This window comes from Epibacterium sp. HA2-3 (assembly GCF_055693725.2).
In genome coordinates this window covers 1,363,465-1,380,940 of sequence record NZ_CM172490.1, presented here as the reverse complement: position 1 = coordinate 1,380,940, position 17,476 = coordinate 1,363,465, and the positions used below count along the sequence as shown (strand labels likewise).

General features: G+C 58.8%; 17 protein-coding genes and 1 tRNA gene. 8 read left to right on the top strand and 10 right to left on the bottom strand.

Annotated features, from left to right (window positions below):
- The first annotated feature begins 25 nt into the window (after nt 1–25).
- Complete coding sequence (locus tag ACZ1HH_RS06395; protein WP_011538684.1) at nt 26–655, top strand: helix-turn-helix domain-containing protein; 630 nt, start codon at nt 26–28, stop codon at nt 653–655.
- A 58-nt stretch (nt 656–713) separates the two neighbouring features.
- On the opposite strand, the gene ACZ1HH_RS06390 is transcribed toward ACZ1HH_RS06395, so the two are convergent.
- A complete protein-coding gene (locus tag ACZ1HH_RS06390; RefSeq protein WP_044026743.1) occupies nt 714–938 on the bottom strand; it encodes a hypothetical protein in 225 nt (74 codons plus the stop codon).
- 235 nt (nt 939–1,173) lie between these two features.
- Nucleotides 1,174–3,003, bottom strand: coding sequence for an extracellular solute-binding protein (locus tag ACZ1HH_RS06385; RefSeq protein WP_472636172.1), 1,830 nt, complete (start codon nt 3,001–3,003; stop codon nt 1,174–1,176).
- 334 nt (nt 3,004–3,337) lie between these two features.
- Between ACZ1HH_RS06385 and ACZ1HH_RS06380 the strand changes: the two genes are divergently transcribed.
- Both ACZ1HH_RS06380 and ACZ1HH_RS06375 read left to right on the top strand, forming a co-directional pair.
- Nucleotides 3,338–4,111 carry a 3-hydroxybutyrate dehydrogenase gene (locus tag ACZ1HH_RS06380; protein WP_011538681.1) on the top strand — a complete coding sequence of 258 codons (774 nt, stop codon included), beginning with the start codon at nt 3,338–3,340 and terminating at the stop codon, nt 4,109–4,111.
- Between the two features lie 94 nt (nt 4,112–4,205).
- Nucleotides 4,206–5,234: a patatin-like phospholipase family protein gene (locus ACZ1HH_RS06375; protein WP_487320432.1), complete on the top strand. Its 1,029-nt coding sequence runs from the start codon at nt 4,206–4,208 to the stop codon at nt 5,232–5,234.
- On the opposite strand, the gene ACZ1HH_RS06370 is transcribed toward ACZ1HH_RS06375, so the two are convergent.
- From ACZ1HH_RS06370 to ACZ1HH_RS06355, 4 genes are all read right to left on the bottom strand, one after another.
- The gene (locus ACZ1HH_RS06370) at nt 5,235–5,942 is read right to left on the bottom strand and encodes a DUF502 domain-containing protein (RefSeq protein WP_011538679.1); all 708 of its coding nucleotides are present in this window, start codon (nt 5,940–5,942) and stop codon (nt 5,235–5,237) included.
- Nucleotides 5,943–6,029: 87 nt separating this feature from the next.
- The gene (locus ACZ1HH_RS06365; RefSeq protein ID WP_472636171.1) at nt 6,030–6,938 is read right to left on the bottom strand and encodes a pseudouridine-5'-phosphate glycosidase; all 909 of its coding nucleotides are present in this window, start codon (nt 6,936–6,938) and stop codon (nt 6,030–6,032) included.
- Nucleotides 6,935–7,843 (bottom strand): PfkB family carbohydrate kinase, encoded by a 909-nt coding sequence (locus tag ACZ1HH_RS06360; RefSeq protein WP_472636170.1) that lies wholly within the window; start codon nt 7,841–7,843, stop codon nt 6,935–6,937. Before ACZ1HH_RS06360 ends, ACZ1HH_RS06365 begins: the two co-directional genes overlap by 4 nt.
- Before the next feature lie 139 nt (nt 7,844–7,982).
- On the bottom strand, nt 7,983–8,615 hold the full coding sequence (locus tag ACZ1HH_RS06355) for a thiamine phosphate synthase (RefSeq protein WP_416368407.1): 633 nt from the start codon (nt 8,613–8,615) through the stop codon (nt 7,983–7,985).
- Between the two features lie 156 nt (nt 8,616–8,771).
- Here ACZ1HH_RS06355 and ACZ1HH_RS06350 point away from each other — a divergent pair, with 156 nt between their 5' ends.
- The 3 genes from ACZ1HH_RS06350 to ACZ1HH_RS06340 all read left to right on the top strand — a co-directional run bounded on the left by ACZ1HH_RS06350 (nt 8,772) and on the right by ACZ1HH_RS06340 (nt 12,204).
- On the top strand, nt 8,772–9,521 hold the full coding sequence (locus ACZ1HH_RS06350; RefSeq protein ID WP_416368406.1) for an RNA methyltransferase: 750 nt from the start codon (nt 8,772–8,774) through the stop codon (nt 9,519–9,521).
- Nucleotides 9,522–9,584: 63 nt separating this feature from the next.
- A complete protein-coding gene (ctaA, locus tag ACZ1HH_RS06345) occupies nt 9,585–10,730 on the top strand; it encodes a heme A synthase (protein WP_472636169.1) in 1,146 nt (381 codons plus the stop codon).
- Nucleotides 10,731–10,734: 4 nt separating this feature from the next.
- A complete protein-coding gene (locus tag ACZ1HH_RS06340) occupies nt 10,735–12,204 on the top strand; it encodes a carboxypeptidase M32 (RefSeq protein ID WP_472636168.1) in 1,470 nt (489 codons plus the stop codon).
- A 53-nt stretch (nt 12,205–12,257) separates the two neighbouring features.
- Here the strand turns inward: ACZ1HH_RS06340 and ACZ1HH_RS06335 are convergent, their stop codons facing one another.
- Nucleotides 12,258–12,608, bottom strand: a complete 351-nt coding sequence (locus tag ACZ1HH_RS06335; protein ID WP_416368404.1) for a DUF6614 family protein — start codon at nt 12,606–12,608, stop codon at nt 12,258–12,260.
- 130 nt (nt 12,609–12,738) lie between these two features.
- A complete protein-coding gene (gene gyrA / locus ACZ1HH_RS06330; protein ID WP_472636167.1) occupies nt 12,739–15,477 on the bottom strand; it encodes a DNA gyrase subunit A in 2,739 nt (912 codons plus the stop codon).
- 190 nt (nt 15,478–15,667) lie between these two features.
- Here gyrA and ACZ1HH_RS06325 point away from each other — a divergent pair, with 190 nt between their 5' ends.
- Both ACZ1HH_RS06325 and pgl read left to right on the top strand, forming a co-directional pair.
- Complete coding sequence (locus tag ACZ1HH_RS06325; protein WP_011538670.1) at nt 15,668–15,937, top strand: usg protein; 270 nt, start codon at nt 15,668–15,670, stop codon at nt 15,935–15,937.
- Nucleotides 15,938–16,037: 100 nt separating this feature from the next.
- Nucleotides 16,038–16,709, top strand: a complete 672-nt coding sequence (pgl, locus tag ACZ1HH_RS06320; RefSeq protein WP_472636166.1) for a 6-phosphogluconolactonase — start codon at nt 16,038–16,040, stop codon at nt 16,707–16,709.
- Between the two features lie 128 nt (nt 16,710–16,837).
- Here pgl and ACZ1HH_RS06315 read toward each other — a convergent pair whose 3' ends face one another.
- Together ACZ1HH_RS06315 and ACZ1HH_RS06310 are read right to left on the bottom strand one after the other, a co-directional pair.
- A complete protein-coding gene (locus ACZ1HH_RS06315; RefSeq protein ID WP_472636165.1) occupies nt 16,838–17,212 on the bottom strand; it encodes an acyl-CoA thioesterase in 375 nt (124 codons plus the stop codon).
- Nucleotides 17,213–17,295: 83 nt separating this feature from the next.
- Nucleotides 17,296–17,369 (bottom strand) — tRNA-Gly (locus tag ACZ1HH_RS06310).
- Nucleotides 17,370–17,476 lie beyond the last annotated feature (107 nt).

Genomic DNA, 17,476 nt, shown 5'->3' with positions numbered 1-17,476 from the left:
CTGCGTGCAGACTTATAGGGTTGCTATGCAGGAACGCGACCCGAAGAAACTCATCTCTATCGCGCACGCCAATGGCGATCAAAGCGCGCCCGAAGCATTAGATCTGGGCGCGCGTGTGCGCGAGCTGCGCAAGCAGCGGGACTGGACACTCGAACATGCCGCCAGCCAGGCCGGACTTGCGCGATCCACTTTGTCCAAGATCGAAAACGGCCAGATGTCCCCGACCTATGACGCGCTCAAGAAGCTGGCAGTCGGCCTGCAGATTTCCGTGCCGCAGCTCTTTACGCCGCCGCAGCGCGATCAGGTCAATGGCCGCATGATCGTGACCAAATTCGGCGAGGGCTCTGCGCATGCCACGGCAACCTACGAGCATGAACTGCTGGCAGATGGGCTGACACGCAAGAACATGCTGCCCTATCGCGCCCGCGTGCGCGCGCGCTCCATGGATGAATTTGATGGCTGGGTGCGCCATGACGGCGAGGAATTCATGTATGTCCTGACGGGGGTCGTAAAACTCTATACAGAGTTTTACGAACCGGTGGAGATGCGCCGAGGCGACAGCGCCTATTATGACGGCGCCATGGGGCACAATGTGATCTCGGTCAGTTCCGAAGACGCGACTATTCTCTGGGTGACATCGCTCAATCAGATGTGAGCTGGCAATTCTAGCGGAAGTCTTTCACGGACCTGCCTGCTGGCGGGGCCGGTGGAGGTCAACGCGTCAGGCTGAGCTCCGCTCTGAGGCTTTCCAGATAAAGAAAATCCCGCATCTCTTCGCGGGCTTCTGTCATCGATATTCCTTGAGAGGTGGCGAGCGCACGGACGAGATCCTCACCACGCGCCTTGGCAGTGAATTTGGAATCGACCACAAAGCCCGGGAACCGCTGTCGCAGGCGTGGCAAACTCTGAGCAAGATCGACTTCAGTGCAGTTCAACATCGGATCACTCGCGTCTGAGACAGATTTCGAACTCTGTGCCGCAAATCTAGCAAGAAACAACAACAATGTCATAAGAATTTAGTGGATTTGAAACATTAGGCTCATCTTGGCAGAGCCAGTGCTGCCTGTGTCCTCGCTCAAAGGCGCCGTTTCAGTGGCAAAACAGCGCATGATTTTCCACTCGATCCCCTCGCCAGATGCGAAAAAAAACCGGCCCAGAGGGCCGGTTAGAGGACTATTCGGAGGCGTTCCACCAGACCTCGGGCATGTAATAGATGCCATCGCCATAGATCGGGATGCGCATCGGGTAGCGCAGGCTTGCCTCATGCGCGATGCGGCTTTTTGCGTACTGCCAGATGGGAATCACATAGCGTCCTGCGGTCAAAACCCGGTCCAGAGCACGGGCTGCGGCAATGAACTCTTCCGAGGATTTGGTCGTCAGCATATGCTGGATCATCGCCTCGGCAGCGGGGCTTTTCATGCCCATCAGGTTACGAGAGCCGGGCGTGTCCGCCCCTGCGCTGCCCCAATAGAGCATCTGTTCGTTGCCGGGGCTGAGCGAAAGCGCGCGGCGAAAGAAGGTCAGATCAAATTCATAGGCGTCCTGGCGCTCGACATATTGTGCGCTGTCAACGAGGTCTGTCGTCAGGCTGATCCCCAGACGTTCCAGTGCGGTGGCATAGATGTCGACGGCTTTTTGCATCTCAGCTTCGCCGAGGTTGCCATTCTGGAGCAGAACCTTGAGCGCCATCGTGTCGCCCTTCGCGTCGCGCAGTATCCCGTCGTCTCCGACGGTCCAGCCGGCATCCTGCAACAGGGCGCGGGCACGGCGCAGATTGGCGCGGTTGCGCTCGCTGCCGTCAGAAACCGGAAGCGCATAGCCTTCGAGCGTGCCGGGAAGAAGCGCATCCTCGAAGGGCTCCAGCAGCTCTGCCACACGACCTGTTGCCTCTCCCGGCTGCATCGACAGGTAAGAGTTCGAGAAATAAGAGGTGATGCGCGGCAGTCGCCCGCCGGTCAGCGTGTCATTGATGAACTCGTAGTTGAACGCCTCGATAAGAGCCTGCCGCACCCGCCAGTCATCCAATGGTGCGCGCCGCGTATTCATCACAAGCCCCGTCATGCCCGAGGGTTTCTGATTGGGAATTTCCGTCTTGATGACATCCCCATTTTGCACGCGCGCAAAACCGTAATCGCTATCCCATTTTGCAGCATTGAATTCGCGCACCGCCGAGAGTTCCCCTGCCTTGAAGGCTTCAAAGAGGACCGTTTGGTCGCCAAAGAACTCGAGTCGCATTTCGTCGAAATTATTGGTGCCCCGGCGCAGTGGCAGATCCTTGCCCCAATAGTCAGCGTTGCGGGTGAAAGTCACAGAGCGACCAAGTTCAAAGTCGCTCACCACATAGGGCGCCGTGCCGATGGGGGCCTCATTCGGCGGAGCATCTGCAAAGTCACGCCCATCCCACTGTGACTTCTTGAGGATGGGTCGCAGCCCAGCGATCAACGCGAGCTCGCGATCCTCGACATTGAACGTCAGCCGCAGGCTCCGCGGGCCGGTCTGCTCGATGCTGTCAACCTTGGCCCAGAAACCGCGATAGCGCAGGTTTCCCTCGGTGCCGAGTGTCTCGTAGGACCAGATGACATCCTCGATCGTGACCGGGGTGCCGTCCGAAAACCTGGCCTCTTCGCGCAGCGTGAATTCGACCCAGGATCTGTCCTCTGGCGTTTCAATCGATTCGGCCAGCAACCCATAGAGCGAAAACGGCTCGTCATAGGAGCGCCCCATCAAACTCTCGTAGCCCCAGAACCGCATTTGCCAGGGAGGGTTGCCTTTCTGGGTAAATGGATTGAGGGAGTCAAAACCGCCCAGATTGCCAAATACAACCGCGCCGCCTTTTGGGGCTTCGGGGTTCACATAGGGCAGAGATTCAAACCCCGGCGAAAGCTGGGGATCGCCATACATGGCGATGCCATGGGCTGATTCTGCGGCCGCAAAGGACGCCCCGGTGAGAAACGTGATTCCAGCCACGGCTGAGCGGATAGAAGAGAAAAATAATGGTCTCATTTTGAGAACAATCCTGCGCTGCCCTTATTTTCATAAGTCATGACGCTATCTGGGCTACGGGAAGAGTTCAAACTTTTAGCTTGGACCGAGGCCAGAAATTGCTTATAACAGTGTCACTGCTCGATAGGTTTCTTGCCTGTATGAAACCTGCCTCAATAACTGAACGCCGGCTTCGTGCCGGCGTTTTTTTCTTTTGTGGTGACCGCGCCCGGTGCAGCAGCCAATTCCCGCGTTGCACTCCTGTGATGTAAATTTCCGATCCGAAGGGCGTTTATTTTGCGCCTGCAGCATGCGAAGCTGAGTGAAAGGAAAACAGGCTAGCAGAGGAATGCTCATGTCCGTCAAAGGTAAAACCGCAGTGATCACCGGGTCCAATTCCGGAATCGGTCTGGGTGTCGCCCGGGAATTGGCCAAGGCTGGCGCCAATGTTGTGTTGAACTCTTTCACCGATCGCGATGAAGACCACGCCATCGCCGCCGAGATCGGCAAGGAATTCGGAGTGGAGGCGCGTTATATTCAGGCGGATATGTCCAAAGCGGAGCAATGCCGCGCGCTGATCGAGACGGCGGGCCAATGCGATATTCTTGTGAACAATGCCGGCATCCAGCATGTTGCCCCGATTGACAGCTTCCCCACCGAAAAATGGGACGCGATCATTGCGATCAACCTCACCTCTGCGTTTCACACCACGGCGGCGGCCCTGCCGATGATGCGCGCGGCCGGTTGGGGCAGGGTGGTAAACATCGCCTCGGCCCATGGGCTGACGGCCTCTCCCTATAAATCGGCCTATGTCGCGGCCAAACACGGGATTGTGGGCATGACAAAAACCGTTGCGCTTGAGACCGCCGAAGAGCCGATCACCTGCAACGCGGTCTGTCCGGGTTATGTCCTGACCCCATTGGTGGAGGCGCAAATCCCTGACACCATGGAGAAATACAACATGGGGCGCGAAGAGGTCATCAAGAAGGTGATGCTCGAACGCCAGCCCTCGCGAGAGTTTGCCACCGTCGAACAACTGGGCGGGACCGTGAATTTCCTCTGCTCGGATGCGGCCAAGCAAATCACCGGAACCACCATCAGCGTCGACGGCGGCTGGACCGCACTCTGAGGATGCCTGCGCGCGGCCGGGGCACTGAACCGGCAGCGCGCATCTGTGCCGGGACCTGAATGTTCAGGACCGGAACGCGAGGGAAACAGCAACCATGGTCAAAAAGATCAATCTGGCCCTGCAGGGCGGCGGCGCACATGGTGCCTTCACCTGGGGGGTGCTGGATCGAATCCTGGAAGATCCGGACATTGAGGTCGCAGCCATTACCGGAACCTCTGCGGGGGCGCTCAACGGTGCGGCTTTCAAGGCGGGCATGGCCAAAGAGGGGCGTGCAGGCGCCAAGGCGTCCCTGGATCGGCTCTGGGCACGCATGGGGGCTGTGGGCGACATGCGGATGGCAAATTGGATCGCCGGCTTTGACGCCGCTCCAATCCTGGGCGCGCTCAAGGTGGCTGCGCCTTTTTCTCCACTTGAGGCGATGAGCCAGGCGATCTCCCCCTATACCTACGGTCCATTTTATCGAAACCCTTTACGACCGGTCGTTGAACAATTCGACTTCGACAAGGTTTGCGCCGATGCGGGGCCTGATCTCTTTATTTGCGCCACATCCGTTCAAACCGGCAAAGTTCGGGTGTTCTCCGGAACAGATGTTTCAACCGACGCCATTTTGGCCTCGGCCTGCCTGCCCAATCTGTTTCAGGCGATCGAGATTGATAATCCCGAGACCGGGCATGTCGAGTCCTATTGGGACGGCGGCTATACTGGGAATCCGGCGCTGTTTCCGCTGTTTCGCGACGACCTTCCTGACGACCTGATTGTTGTGAACATCAATCCGCTGGTGCGTGAGGAAGTGCCAAAGACGGCTCATGACATTCAAAACCGGATCAATGAGATAAGCTTCAACTCGTCCTTGCTTCGCGAACTCCGCGCGATCTCGTTTGTGCAAAGGCTGATTTCGCAGGGCAATATTGGAGAAGGCCAGATGAAGCGGGTTCTGGTGCATATGATTGCTGATGATGCCTTGATGACGCGACTTTCGGTGACCACCAAGCTCATACCGATCCCGCAGGTCCTTCACATGCTCAAAGAAGCGGGGCGCAACGCAGCCGACGCGTTTCTAGCAGCCCATAGAGACGACCTCAATCAACGGCAAACCGTTGATCTTGTTGAGATGTTTGGCTGATCAGGAAAGCTCTTTGGCGGCTTTTTCCTCAAGCGCCTCGGCTGCGTCCTTGCCATTGGGGTAGACCAGACCCGCCGAAATCACCAGCTTTGCCGCGTCCTCGACGGTCATGTCGAGCTCGACCACGTCCTCTTCGGGAAAATACAAAAGAAAACCGGAGGTCGGGTTCGGAGTGGTGGGCACAAAAACACCTACGAGACGCCCGCTCGTTTCCGTGTGTTTGACGATTTCACCCTTGGCGGTGGTCGAGATGAACCCAATCGCCCAGATGCCGCGACGCGGATACTGGATCAGGCAGGCCTTTTCAAAACTGCGCTCGGTCTGGGCAAAGACCGTTTCCGAGATCTGTTTGATCCCGGAATAGATTGATCGCACTACCGGCATCCGATTGACCAGGCTTTCGGCATACCCAATGAGCGAACGCCCGATGATGCCCTTGGCGATCCAGCCCACCACAATGGTGAAGAGCAGGAAGATAATCAGCCCGACACCGCGCAGGTTGATGCCGATATACTGCTCCGGCTGAAACGTATTTGGCACCAGCGGCAGAACAACGCCATCCACCCAGCCCATCACGGTCCAAAGGAGCCAAATCGTCAGACCGACTGGCGCAATGACGACAATCCCCGTCAGAAAGGACGACCGAAGGCGGGCAAAGAGCCCGGGACGGCGGGGCGGGGGCGGGGTCTCGTCAAATGGCGTGTTCATGGTCTGCTATCTAGTTGGCTCGCATGCAAATTAGGGACTGTCGCCCTGCGCTACAATGGTTTCGCATGCGAGCCGGTTAAGATTGTCTCAGAGTTTGGCCAATTCTTTGGCAATTTCAGCCGCAAGGCGCGCGTTGTTGCGCACAAGTGCGATATTGGCCTCCAAAGACCGCCCCTCGGTAAGCTCAAAAATGCGCTGCAGCAGGAAGGGGGTCACATCCTTGCCGGTCACACCCTGTGCATCTGCCTCGCTTTGCGCTTGTGCAATGATCGGGGCCAGGTCGGTGGCTGCGATTTGGTCCTGGACAGGGATCGGGTTTGCCACCAGCTGACCGCCGGGCAACTCCATCGCGCCGCGCAGGAAATGCGCGCGAGCAATCTCGGTGGCGCTGTCCATACGCAGCGGGGCCTTCAGATCCGATGTCGCGGACCAGAACGCAGGAAAGCTGTCCTGACCATAGGCGATGACCGGAACGCCCTGTGTTTCAAGAACTTCTAGCGTCTTCGGAACATCTAGGATTGCTTTGGCGCCAGCGGCCACAACCGTCACAGGCGTCTGCGCCAGCTCCAGCAGATCGGCAGAAATATCAAAGCTCGTCTCAGCACCTTTGTGAACACCGCCAATGCCGCCCGTGGCAAAGACGGAGATACCGGCAAGCCGCGCCGCGATCATGGTCGCGGCCACCGTGGTTGCCCCGGTGCCGCCCGTCGCCATGCAGGCGGCAAAATCAGCACGCGAGATTTTAGCGACGTCTTTGGCCTGACCGAGCGACTTCAGCGTGTCGGCCTCAAGCCCGACATGCAATGTGCCATTGATCACAGCCATCGTCGCGGGCACAGCGCCTGCAGCGCGGATGTCAGCCTCGACCTGTGCGGCCACCTCGACATTCTGCGGGTAAGGCATACCGTGGGTTATGATGGTGCTTTCAAGTGCAACAATCGGTTTGCCTGCCGCGCGGGCTGCGTCGACTTCTGCGGAATAGGTAATGTCGATCAAAGGGGTGGTTCTCCGGAAACATAGGTTGCGGCTGCATGAAGCGCAGAAGCGAGCGCGCTGTCGCGGTCTTCTCCCCGCGCCTCAGCAGCGATATGGGCGGCCATGAACGTATCGCCTGCGCCGGTGACCCGGGCGACGGTGACGCGTGGCGGAACTTGGGTGCGGTGACCGCTGGCATCGGCTTCGGTGGCGGATTGGCCACCATCGGTAACCAGAACGCGGGCAGCCCCGCGCGCCAGCAGCGCCTGTGCAGCGGTTTCACTGTCGGTAAACTGGTCCTGACACAGCAGGCCTGCCTCTTCGAGGTTCACGTAAAGCGTACCTCGCGCATGGGTCAGAAACGGGCGCAGCCGTTCCGCCTTTCCGGGCGAGGCGGGCGCGACGCGCAAATCCGAGCGCGCAAAGGCAGGATGGGTCGCGATCTCATCCAGAAGCACCAGCTTCAGGTTCCCATCAAGCGCAACCGGTCCTTCAAACGGCGCATCGGCCGAGCCCAGCGGGCCCTCGACGAGGGGGCGCAGGATCTTGTCGCCTGCCGCCTCGAGCGAATGCGCATCGGCAATCGCCGCGATCAGCCCATTGGCACCCTCAACCGCCATGTAGCGATCGGTCGGCAAATCCTCCGAGCGATATAGATAGTCCGTCATCAGCCCCAGATGCCCACAGGCCGAAACCAGCTCATCCCCTTCGGGATCGCGCCCAATGGCGCTCAGCACGGCGGGTTTCATTCCAAAACGCGCCAGCGTCATCGCGATGTTCATGGCAACTCCGCCGGGCAGGCGGGTGATGCGCCCGGGCATGTCAGAACCACGCTGCATCTCCATGGTGCTTCTGCCGATAATGTCCCAAAGGACGGAACCGACACAGAGAATATCAGGTTTGGAAAAATCAGCGCTTTCAGTCATAGGGATCTCATGACGCCTTTCGTTGGCCCCCGCAAGCCCATTTGCAGTGCCGGAAGCCTCTTGTCGCAACAGGAATGACTGTGCACGGCCGGGCGATGCCGCGCAATCATTGGTAAGGTTGAAATGGTCTGTGCGGTGGTTAGCCCATCGCCGCCTGAAGCGACTTCAGCGCTGCGACCGGATCCTCCTCGCGCCAGATTTCTTCGCCGACGGCAAAGAAATCCGTAAAGGGAGCGATATTGCGCACCACATCGTCGGTGAGACCGCCTTCAGCCACGACCGGGACTTCGATCATCTCGGACCACCACTGGAACAGATCCGCTTCTGCCATCGCCCCATCGCCAAGCCCAGAGGCCCCGACCGGACCGAAACAGACGTAATCCGCACCTGCTTCGCCGGCGGTGAGGCCTTCATGACGCGAGGCGCCGCAGAAACAGCCGACAATGGCTTCTGTGCCCAGAGCCTTGCGGGCGCTGCGGATGGATTTCGACGAATCCGTCAGATGCACCCCGTCGAGCCCCAGCCGTTCAGCGAGGATCTGATGATCCGATATCACCAGCGCAATGTCGCGGGCGTGGGTGACTTCGCGCAGGGCGTCGGCCGCACGGCTCAGGGTGTCCTCATCGCGGCTCACCAGATCGAGCCGGACACAGGCGACTTCAATCTCGTCCAGAACGCGGGCCAACTGGCCGGGAAACTGCCCCAGCTCAAAGCTCGGCGGCGTGACCAGGTAAATCTGCGGCTGCTCCGGTGTCTGCTCTGCGCTGTCCATTGTCAGGGCTCCTGTTGGCGTGATTGGCGGGTATTTACCCGAATTCACGCGCAACGCAAGGATTTGGGCACGGATCGCGTGGGTTTTCCCACCCCGAAGCCTTGCCCCAACCCGGCGCAGACAGTAAGGCAGAGCCGATTTTTGCGGAGTTCCAAGATGCCCTCAGACCGTCCTCAACCTGACTTTGTGCTCGTGCGCCCTCAGATGGGTGAAAACATCGGTGGGGCCGCGCGGGCCATGTGGAACTTTGGCCTCGACCGCATGCGTATCGTTGCGCCGCGCGATGGCTGGCCAAATCCCAAGGCCGTGGCCATGGCCTCCGGAGCGGGGCGCCTCCTCGACGAAGCGCAACTGGCACAGGACCTGCCCGAAGCGCTGGCGGATTGCACCTATGTCTTTGCCACCACGGCGCGCCCGCGCGAGCTGACCAAACCGGTGTTCAGCCCCGAAGGGGCAATGAAGAAGGCCGCAGAACTGATGGCGCAGGGCGAGAAGGTTGCCGTTCTCTTTGGTCCGGAACGCGCTGGATTGGAAAATGATGACATTGCCAAGGCCAACGCCATCATCACTGTGCCGGTGAACCCGGAGTTTGCCTCGCTCAACCTTGCGCAATGCGTCTTGCTGACCGCGTATGAATGGCGCCGCCAGCAGGAGCAGGTCGCGCATGAGACCTTTGAAATCGGGAAATCCGAATGGGCAACCAATCAAGAGGTGGAAGCCCTTGTGAACCACTATGAGGAGCGCCTGACGGAAGCGGGCTATTTCTTCCCGCCCGAAAAAGCTCCCGGCATGAAGACAGTGTTCCGCAACCTCTGGAGCCGGATGCAACTGACGCGCGCTGATGTGCAAATGCTACATGGGGTGATGCGACAGATGGTCCGTTGGAAGCAGCGCGAAGAGGACTAACTCTCGCTGGACCTTTCCACCCTCAGACCCTAGCGTCCTGCAAGATTAAGATGTGAGGCCAAGATGAGCAATCGCACGATTTTTGAGGAAGTCTCCTCCGACAGCAAACAACAGTCCTCGCCAACGCCGGGCGGGATTGATCGCAAGCGCCGGGGCGCGCGCGGTGCGATCCGTGTCTGGCTTGCGGTGCTGTTTGCACTGGTAGTGGCTATGATTGCAGTCGGCGGCCTGACGCGTCTCACCGACTCTGGTCTCTCGATCACGGAATGGCGTCCCGTGACCGGCGCGGTGCCGCCGATGAGCGAAGCCGAATGGCAGGCCGAGTTCGAGAAATACAAGCAGATCGACCAGTACCATCTGATGAACACATGGATGGAACTCTCTGACTTTAAAACTATTTACTGGTGGGAATGGGGCCATCGCCAGCTTGGTCGTGTGATCGGATTGATCTGGGCCTTGGGCTTTTTCGGCTTTCTTGTCACCCGAAGCATTCCAACTGGCTGGACCGGGCGTTTGCTGCTTCCGGGTATCCTCGGCGGTGTTCAGGGCGCTATCGGTTGGTGGATGGTTGCCTCCGGTGTGACGCTTGGTGAGGGGATGACGTCGGTTGCCTCATACCGGCTGGCGACACACCTCGGCCTGGCCTTTGTGATCCTCGGTTTCCTGGCCTGGTACATGTTTCTTCTCGGGCGCGAAGAACGCGACCTGATGCAGGCACGGCGCCTGAAGGAGACAAAGCTCTTTGGCATGAGCACCGGCCTTTTGCACTTTGCCTTCCTGCAGATCCTGCTGGGTGCGCTGGTGGCTGGCATTGATGCAGGGCGATCCTACACCGATTGGCCGCTTATGGGGGGGCAGATCCTGCCACCGCGCCCCTTCATGATTGAGCCTCTGTGGAAAAACTTCTTTGAAAATCCGGGGCTTGTTCAGTTCATTCACCGGGTTGCCGGCTATCTTCTTTTTGCCTTTGCCGTTGTGGTCTGGCTGCGGGGACGCCGGAGCGCACACAAGGCGACGCAATTTGCCTTCAACGCCGTGTTCGCAGCACTGAGCCTCCAACTCGTGATCGGCATCGTCACAGTCATGACCGCAGCCCCGGTCGAGATCGCAATCGTTCACCAAGCCGTCGCCGTGCTGGTTTGGGTGCTGATCTTGCGCGCGCGCTTCCTCTCTGCCTATCCTGTCGCAACTTCCATCAAAGGACATTGAAGACATGAGCTCTTTTGAAGAACTGATTGCTTTTGAACGCCAAACGCAGGCTCTTGGTCAAATCGCAGGTCGGTTGGGCTGGGATCAGGAAACCATGATGCCTCGCGGCGCGGCCCCCCAGCGCGGTGAGGAGATGGCGGCAATCGAAGCGGTGCTGCACGCGCGACGCTCTGATCCTCGGGTCGCAGAGTGGCTCGACACTGCGCAGGCCCCGGATGAGACCGGCGCGGCACAACTGCGCGAAATTCGCCGCGCCTACGAGCGGGCGGTCAAGGTCCCCGGTGATCTGGCCAGTCAGATCGCGCGAGTCACATCCGAGGCGCAAGGAAAATGGGCGCAGGCGCGCGCCGATGAAGATGTCGCGGCATTCCTGCCGGTCCTCAGCGAAGTGGTCGCACTGAAGCGGCAGGAAGGTCAGGCATTGGCGGCGGGTGGAAACCTCTACGACGCAATGGTTGCAGATTACGAGCAGGGCACAACCTCTTCGGAAATTGCGGAAATTTTTGATGCGATGCGTCCGGGCCTGGTCGATCTGCGCGCGCGCGTGCTGGAAAAACCGACCCCGGCGGGGCTGTCTGGCACCTTTGACGAGAACACCCAGATGAAGCTCGCGCGCAAGGTCGCCAAGACCTTTGGCTATGATATGAGCCACGGTCGCGTCGACAAAGCGGTCCATCCTTTCAGTTCGGGTAGCGGTCTGGATGTGCGCATTACAACGCGAACCAACCCGCTAGATCCGTTTAACTGCATCTACTCCACCATTCACGAAGTCGGCCACGGCGCCTATGAGCAGAATATCGACCGGGTTCATCTGCTGACTTCGCTTGGCCGAGGCGTCTCCATGGGGGTGCATGAAAGCCAGAGCCGGATCTATGAAAATCAGATCGGTCGCAGCCGCGCCTTCACCGGATCGCTCTTCAAGGAAATGACCGAAGCCTTTGGGGATGTTGGCGTTTCTTCTCCGGAGGAGTTCTACAAAGCGGTAAACCGCGTGGAGAATGGCTACATCCGGACAGAGGCGGATGAGCTGCAGTACAACCTGCACATCATGCTCCGGTTCGACCTGGAACGCGCCTTGATGCTGGGTGATCTGGAGGTTCAGGACCTCGAGAGCGCCTGGAATGATCGCTTCCTTGCCGATTTTGGCTATGCGGTGGACAAGCCCTCAAACGGATGCCTCCAGGACGTTCACTGGTCCGTTGGGCTCTTTGGATATTTCCCGACTTACTCGCTTGGCAACGTCTACGCTGGCTGCCTACATGAGGCGCTGCGCCGCGACATCGCGGATCTGGATGCACAACTGTCTGAAGGAAACACCTCTGGTGCGACCGAATGGTTGCGGGAAAACCTGCAGCAATTCGGCGGGCTGCGAGAGCCGCAAGAGACCATTGCCCATGCTGCAGGCTCTGCGCCGACCCACGCCCCATTGATGCACTACCTCGAGGCAAAATTCTCAGAGATCTATGATCTCTGACACAGGTGACGTCGGAGAAAGATCAAAGCCCGGGCAATATGTCCCGGGCTTTTTTAGATTAACGCCATCCGCTCCGCGCGTTCGGGATCGGGGAAAGGTCGATAGAGGCCAAAATCGGATCTCGCGATCAGAACGTTGACGTTTGCATAAAGGCGCGCAACCTCTTCGTCATGTTCGCCGAGGATCCGGAATGCCTGATCCAGCTGGGTCATGTTCTCAAACTCGACCTCGAGCAGGAAATCCTTGCAGCTGTCATTTGCGAGATTGAGCTTGCGCCGCAGTAATCGCCAGTTGGTGATCGCGCCGCGGCCCTTCAGGTATTCCATCCATTGCTCCACCGCGCTCGCAAAAGCGAGGGCCTTAGCCTCGTGGTGAAGGTCGATCTGGCAATGGTACAGGTTCATGGACGGTGTCTCCCGACTCGATAGGCGAACTTCGCCAGATAAGTTTGCGCCCAAAACATGAGCGAAGCGTAAACAAAAAATGCCGCCCCACAACAGGGCGGCATTTTCGTTAAGAGCGCCAGCTAAGTGCTTATTCTTCTGCGGCCTCTTCCTCATCGCCATTGTCGGCAATCCAGGCAACCGAGACAACCTCCTCGCCTTTTCCGGTGTTGAAGATGCGCACGCCACCCGCCGAGCGGGACCGGAAGGAAATGCCATCAACTGGCACCCGGATCGATTGGCCTTTGGATGTGGCGAGCATGATCTGATCGTCGAGCTCCACCGGGAAGGAGGCGACAAGCGCCCCGCCGCGCATGGCTTTGTCCATGGCAGTGACACCCATGCCGCCGCGTCCGCGCACCGGATAATCGTGGCTGGACGAGAGCTTACCGGACCCGCCTGCAGTGATCGTCAGGATCAGGTTTTCCGCCGCAGACATCTCGGCAAAGAGCTCGGTAGAGAAATTCGGATCCTCAACCGCATCCTCGTCAGAGGCATCCTCATCCGTCAGACCCGCCATGGCGCGACGCATCTTGAGATAGGCGGAGCGCTGCTCGGGCGTGTATTTCGAGTGACGGATCACCGACATGGAGACGACCTCGTCGTCCTCGCCAAGCTTGATCCCGCGTACACCGACCGAGTTGCGAGAGTTGAAGACGCGCACCTCAGTGGTAGGGAAGCGGATCGCGCGACCGGTATTGGTCACCAGCATGATGTCGTCATCTTCCGAGCAGATGCGCGCATTGATCAGCTTGGTGCCTTGGTTCTCATCCTCGAACTTCATCGCGATCTTGCCGTTGCGCATCACATTTGTGAAGTCCGACAACCGGTTACGACGCACAGTTCCAGCAGAGGTCGCGAACATGATCTGCAGATCATCCCATTCCTTTTCATCCCGATCGACTGGCATGATCGCCGCGATGGAGACGCCCGTGGGGATTGGCAGAATGTTGACGATCGCCTTGCCCTTGGAGGTCCGTCCCCCTTGCGGCAAGCGCCAGGTCTTGAGCTTGTAAACCATCCCGTCGGTGGTAAAGAACAGAAGCTGCGTGTGGGTATTCGCCACAAAGAGCGTGGTCACCACATCCTCTTCTTTGGTCTGCATCCCGGACAGCCCTTTGCCGCCACGTTTCTGGGCGCGGAAATCGGCGAGCGGCGTACGCTTGATGTAGCCACCAGAGGTCACGGTCACGACCATGTCCTCGCGCTCGATCAGATCCTCGTCCTCCATGTCGCCGGACCAGTCGACGATCTCGGTGCGACGCGGCACGGCAAAGCTCTCGCGGACCTCGGCGAGTTCATCGGCGATGATGCTCATGATGCGTTCGCGTGACGAGAGAATCTCAAGGTATTCCTTGATCTTACCTGCCAGTTCTTCAAGCTCGTCGGTGACTTCCTTGACCCCCAGTTGGGTGAGGCGTTGCAACCGGAGTTCGAGGATCGCGCGGGCCTGTACCTCAGAGAGGTTATAGGTCCCGTCGTCGTTCATCGTGTGGGTCGGATCATCAATCAGGCGAATGTAGCCGGCAATATCTGCCGCGGGCCAACGACGGGTCATCAGCTTGTGACGGGCCTCGGCCGCATCCGCAGAGGAGCGGATGGTGGCGACCACCTCATCGACGTTGGAGACGGCCACCGCCAAGCCACAGAGGATGTGGCTGCGCTCGCGCGCCTTGCGCAGGTTATACGCGGTGCGGCGTGCGACAACATCCTCGCGGAAGTCGATGAAAGACGTAAGGAATTTGCGCAGGGTCAGCTGCTCCGGGCGACCGCCGTTCAGCGCCAGCATGTTGCAGCCAAAAGAGGTCTGCATCGGTGTAAAGCGATAAAGCTGGTTCAAAACTACTTCGGGTGTCGCGTCGCGCTTCAGTTCGACGACCACGCGCACACCGTTGCGGTCGGACTCGTCCTGCACATGTGCCACGCCTTCGATGCGCTTCTCTCGCACCTGTTCGGCGATCTTCTCGATCATGGACGCTTTGTTGACCTGATAGGGAATCTCATCAACTACAATAGCATAGCGATCTTTCCTGATCTCTTCGACGCGGGTTTTCGCGCGAATGATGACGCTGCCGCGCCCCTCAAGATAGGCTTTGCGCGCTCCCGATCGGCCCAGCATCACGCCGCCGGTCGGAAAATCCGGTCCCGGCACATATTCGATGAGCTGCTCGGATGTCAGATCGGGATCTTCGATCAGCGCAAGCGTCGCATCCACCACTTCGCCTAGATTATGCGGCGGAATATTGGTGGCCATCCCCACCGCGATACCCCCGGCGCCATTGACCAGCATATTCGGGAAACGTGCTGGCAGAACAGTGGGTTCCTTGTCCTTGCCGTCGTAGTTGTCCTGAAAATCAACCGTTTCTTTTTCGATATCGGCGAGCATGAAGGCCGCAGGCTTGTCCATGCGCACTTCTGTATAGCGCATCGCAGCCGGGTTATCGCCGTCCATGGAGCCAAAGTTGCCCTGGCCGTCCAGCAGCGGCAGGGACATGGAGAAGTCCTGCGCCATACGGACAAGGGCGTCATAGATCGCGCTGTCGCCATGCGGGTGGTACTTACCCATCACGTCGCCAACGGGACGCGCCGACTTGCGGTAGGCCTTGTCGTGGCTGTTTCCGGTCTCATGCATCGCATAGAGGATCCGGCGGTGGACCGGCTTCAAACCATCCCGAAGATCGGGGATGGCGCGACTGACGATGACCGACATCGCATAGTCGAGATACGAGTTGCGCATCTCGGATTCGATGGAGACCGTCGGGCCATCGTAAGATGGACGCTGAGGTAGGTTTTCGTCAGGATTTTCAGGGGTTTCCGGCGTATCGCTCACGTTGGCTGCCCGCTTCTCTTTGGGATCTATATATTGTGGGACTACCTTATCAGACTGCGCATATACCGTGCAAGCAAGCAGCCCTGCAAACCTTAGCAGCATCTACGGATAACTGCTAACAATCTGATTTATTTGAAAATTTACCTATCATGAATAGGCTGGGTATGTCGCAACTTTTCGGAGGACACAAATGGCGCCATCAGAGACAGAATTGATGCTCAAGGGATATGGGCTCACAACGGCCGAATTGACCTACAGAATGCCCGACTACGCCCATGTCTTGAACACCTTCGTCTGGCAAGACTATGATCTCGCCCCGGACCACCCACGATTGTTTTCCTTCATCGAGTTCTGGCAGGAAGAGATCGAAGGGGCCCTTCATCACGTTCGCTTTGCGCATCGCAAGATGGTTTCCGCCGGGGAATGGCGAAACGTCGTGGGCGAATTCTACATCAACTAGATCCGGTTCGATGGCTTGGCCTTTACAGCAAGCTGTGACACTGTTTTGAACAGACGATTTCATCCTGCGGGATGCGACCTCAAGTTTCAGGAGCAGTGTCATGTATTTCAACGAATATCCGGATAGAGAGATGCTCTCGATCTCGGTTGCCAATCGGATTGCCGGGGATCTGAAAACCCAGCTTTTGAACGATGGGCACGCCGCCATCGCCGTCGCTGGCGGCACCACTCCGGGACCGATATTCGACGACCTCTGCGCTGCCGAGCTCGATTGGGCCAATGTCTGCGTGATGGCTTCGGACGAGCGTTGGGTCCCAGAGGATAGCGATCGCTCGAACGCGAAGCTGATCCGCAATCGGCTTTTGACCAACCGAGCGTCCGAGGCCCGGTTCTTGCCGTTTTACAAAGCAGGGCTTGCGCCAGACGAAGCGATCGCGCCGCTCTGCGAAGAGGTGCGCGGGCAGGGTGGCCTTGGGGTTGCGCTCTTGGGCATGGGCACGGACATGCACACAGCCAGCCTTTTTCCGGGTGTTTCCGGGCTCGAGGCCGCGCTGGCCGCAGACGCGCCAGAGCTTGCCGTAATGCGCCCCGATAGCCAGCCCGAGCCGCGGATCACGCTGACCGCACGGGTCCTGGACGCCGCTATGGCAAAGCATCTGGTGATTTTTGGTGCGGACAAGCGCGAGGCGCTGGAACGCGCGCAAAGCCTGCCACCAGAAGAAGCGCCGATCCAGGCTGTCTTGTCTGAATGTCAGGTCCACTGGGCCGCCTGAGCCCTCGATGACCTCGCCGCAGGGAGGTGCTCAGCCTGCCTGCGTCGCCCCATCAAGGTCGACAAACTGCTGCGTCAGGCTCTCCGGGATCGGATAGCCAGCGCTGCCGTCCGCGGTTCGGAACACCATCACCCCGACCATACTGGCGCGAAGATCGCCGGACCATATCTGCTGTTCCAGCACATAAGAGCGCGCCGGAACGACAGAACCCGGGCAGTGGTGATATAGGTTTCCCCGAGCACCATCTCGCGCAGATAGTGAATATCCGCGTTGCGCACCACATGACGTGGCTCTTCGCCGTTGAAATGATGGCGAAAATGGCTGTTGTAATAGTTCACCCGAAGCGCCTCGAACCAGTCGAGATAGGCTTTGTTGTTTACATGCTGCAGGATGTCGATTTCAGAGAACCGAACCCGGTCCGCCATTGCCATGGGCGCGGGATTTGACAGGCCATACGCGCGTTGTTCTTCGGCGGTGAGCGGGGTGAGAAATCGAGGTTCCATGGCACTGGCCTATTTCGAAACCCACGCAAACGCAAGCCGTTCCAGCGGCGGCAGACGAGGTACGATAGAGGTCAGGGGGAGTTTGGAGCGGGTGAAGGGAATCGAACCCTCGTCGTCAGCTTGGGAAGCTGCTGCTCTACCATTGAGCTACACCCGCGACAGGGGTTCATTACCACTGACCGGCTGACCTCGGCAAGCGAATTGATCCCGGGTTGTGGTGATTTCTCATCCGCTTTCAGTAGGCTAGCAGTGGATACCTATCCA